The organism is Microcoleus sp. Pol1C5 (assembly GCF_036701115.1).
In the GTDB taxonomy this organism is placed as follows: Bacteria; Cyanobacteriota; Cyanobacteriia; order Cyanobacteriales; family Microcoleaceae; genus Microcoleus.
Genome location: NZ_JAUBQE010000132.1, coordinates 1 through 2,873, shown reverse-complemented (window position 1 = coordinate 2,873; position 2,873 = coordinate 1). Strand labels below are relative to the sequence as shown.

The window sequence follows — 2,873 nt, the reverse complement described above, 5'->3', positions numbered from 1 at the left end:
GTAGCAGTTGTACTCGTAGGTGAAATACTCACGCCTGCGGTATCGTTGTCAGCAATCGTGGCAGTCACAGGAGAAATTGTCAGCGCATTATACTTGGTATCGGTGCTGGCAGAAGTGTGAGCGATCGTGCCGCCGTGGGTTCCTTGGGCTATGCTGTCATCGATCGCACTAACAGTGACAGTCTGATCCACATTCCAGTTAGTGCTGTCAAAAGTAATTGGGGCGATCGGATTTATTTGATCCCCTGTAGCGAAACTAAGCGTCACAGGCGCGAGCGGCTCGGATTTTAACTTAACCCTGTACGTGCCCGCAAATCCTTCGGTAGCAGTTGTACTCGTAGGTGAAATACTCACGCCTGCGGTATCGTTGTCAGCAATCGTGGCAGTCACAGGAGAAATCGCCAGCCCATTATACAAAGTATCGGTACTGACAGAAGTGTGAGTAATCGTGCCGCTGCGGGTTCCTTGGGCTATGCTGTCCTCGATCGCACTAACGGTCACATTTTGAGCAACATTCCAATTACTGGGGGTGAAAGTCAGAGGTGCGATCGCACTAATTTGAGTCCCAGTGTCAAAATTAATCGTAACGTTGGCAGCAGGTGCGGTAGTCAAAACTACGCCGTAGGTAGCCGTTGCACCGCCTTCAGCAATATTTGTACTGCCTGCCGATTGCACAATGGAAACACCGGGGCTATCGTTATCAGTAATTGATGCCGTCACATCGGGAATCACTTTGGCGTTATAACTGGCATCGGTACTGGTAACTGTGTGAGCGATCGTGCCGCTGTGGGTTCCTTGTGCTACATTGTCGTCGATCGCACTAACAGTGACAGTTTGATCGACATTCCAGTTAGTGCTGTCAAAAGTAATCGGTGTGGCGATCGGGCTAATTGCATTGCCAGTATTAAAGCTAATATTAACCGGTGCCGTCGGTTCCGAAGTTAGCTTGATTTTGTAACTGCCAGTTGCGCCGCCTTCTGTAGCAGTGATGTTCGTAGGTGCAATGCTGAAACCGGCAGAGTCATCATTTGTGATGGTAGTTGTAGCAGTTGCAGCAGTAAAGGTAGGTGTCGGCCCCGGTGCAACAGGATTCGACAGCGTAATTTCAACTGTTTCGTCGGGTTCTACTAATCCGTCGCCTACCACATTTAATGTAATAGTTTTAGATGTTTCCGCTACCGCAAAATTGATTGTGCCACTAATACCCGTTGCCCCAGAAGTCCCGCCAATATTATTGTAATCGCTGACGTTTGTAGCAGTTCCTCCAATTGCATAATTGATGCTACTTGCTGCACCAGTGCCGTCGCTGCGATTCACGGTAAAAGTCAGAGGAGTTGTGCCGCTATTACCTTCGTCCATGCTGGCAATATCGGCTGCGACAGCGTAAGAAACACTCCCGTTAGCTGCAATAGTTAGTGTTGTTTGTTTGGTTGTATCGGCCACGCCACCGGTGATTGCGCCAAAGTTGAGGATTGCGGTTTCATCGTTCTCAGGGAGATTGTCGGGTTTGATAGTAACTGCAACATCTTGGGTGAGAGTAGTAGTGCCGGCGGGGAATGTAACAGTTGGAGGGGAAAAGGTGTAGTCAGAATTTTCGGTGGCTGTACTGCTGGGGTCGATGACAATTGGTACAACTACATCGCTCAAGGGAGTGGCACTGAGAGTGACGGGAATATTAACAACTGTATCTGCGGTTGCTTCAGTGCCAGCGTAGGTTGTCGCACCGAAATTCACCACAGGTGTTGTATTGAGTAGAACTGAGACATTGTATGAACCAAAGTTCGCCGTAGCTAAATCAGATAAGCCATCTTTGTTAAAATCACCTACAGCAATACCTTGGGGATTCGTTCCTACAGTAAGATTAGTGGCAGTCCCAAAGCTGCCATTGCCACTTCCAAACAAGACGGAGACATCGCCCGATCCATTGTTGGCTGTGGCTAAATCAAGCTTTCCATCTGCATTGAAGTCGCCACTAGCAATAGCAAGAGGTTGTGTTGCAACGCCAAAGTTGGTAGCTGCACTAAAGCTTCCCGTGCCACTTCCTAACAGTATTGATACGTCGTTTGAGCCTTCATTGCTGGTTGCTAAGTCAGGATTATTGTCCCCATTAAAGTCTCCTAAAGCAATGTAATTAGGGCTATTTCCAACGGTAAAGTTAGTGGCGATACCGAAAGTGCCATCAGCATTCTGCAACAGGATGGATACGTCGCTAGAACCCGAGTTCGCTGTCGCAAAGTCTGACTTGCCATCCTTGTTAAAGTCGCCGACAAGCACAAAATAGGGAGTTGACCCCACGCTCAAATTAGTAGCTGTGCCAAAAGTACCGTTACCATTTCCCAGCAAGATGGAGATGTCGTTAGAGCTTTTATTGGCTGTAGCTAAGTCAGAATTGCCGTCCGCGTTGAAGTCTCCCACAGCGACGGTATAGGGACTTGACCCCACAGCAAAGTAGGTGGCAGAACCAAAAGTGCCATCGCCATTTCCTAACAGGAGAGAAACGTCGCTAGTCAAATTATTAGCTGTAACCAGGTCAGAATTACCGTCTTTGTTAAAGTCGGCTACAGCGACAGACCAGGTATAGAGCTCGGTCGGCGAGTCGGTGTTAAAATAAGTGGCAGCGCCAAATTTGCCAGTGCCATCTCCCAATGCGATCGAGACCCTGTTGGTTCCAGTGCTGGCCAAGGCTAGGTCAAGGTTGCCGTCTTTATTAAAGTCCCCAGTGGCAACTTTACGGAGACTTGAGGTTATGGAAAAATTAGTCGCAGCACCAAAACTATTCAAAACATACTCGTAAGCTGCTAATACTTCGGGTTCAAATACCAGCGGCGTTTCAATTTTCCCGGTACTTACTTCTAATTCCCAGTCGCCGCCCTT

Annotated in this window: 1 protein-coding gene; it reads right to left on the bottom strand. The window is 48.3% G+C overall.

All coding sequences use genetic code 11. The annotated features are described in order from the left end of the window. Positions 1–2,873: FG-GAP-like repeat-containing protein (locus QUA23_RS30745; RefSeq protein WP_333110720.1), on the bottom strand; the 2,873-nt coding region annotated here is incomplete at both ends.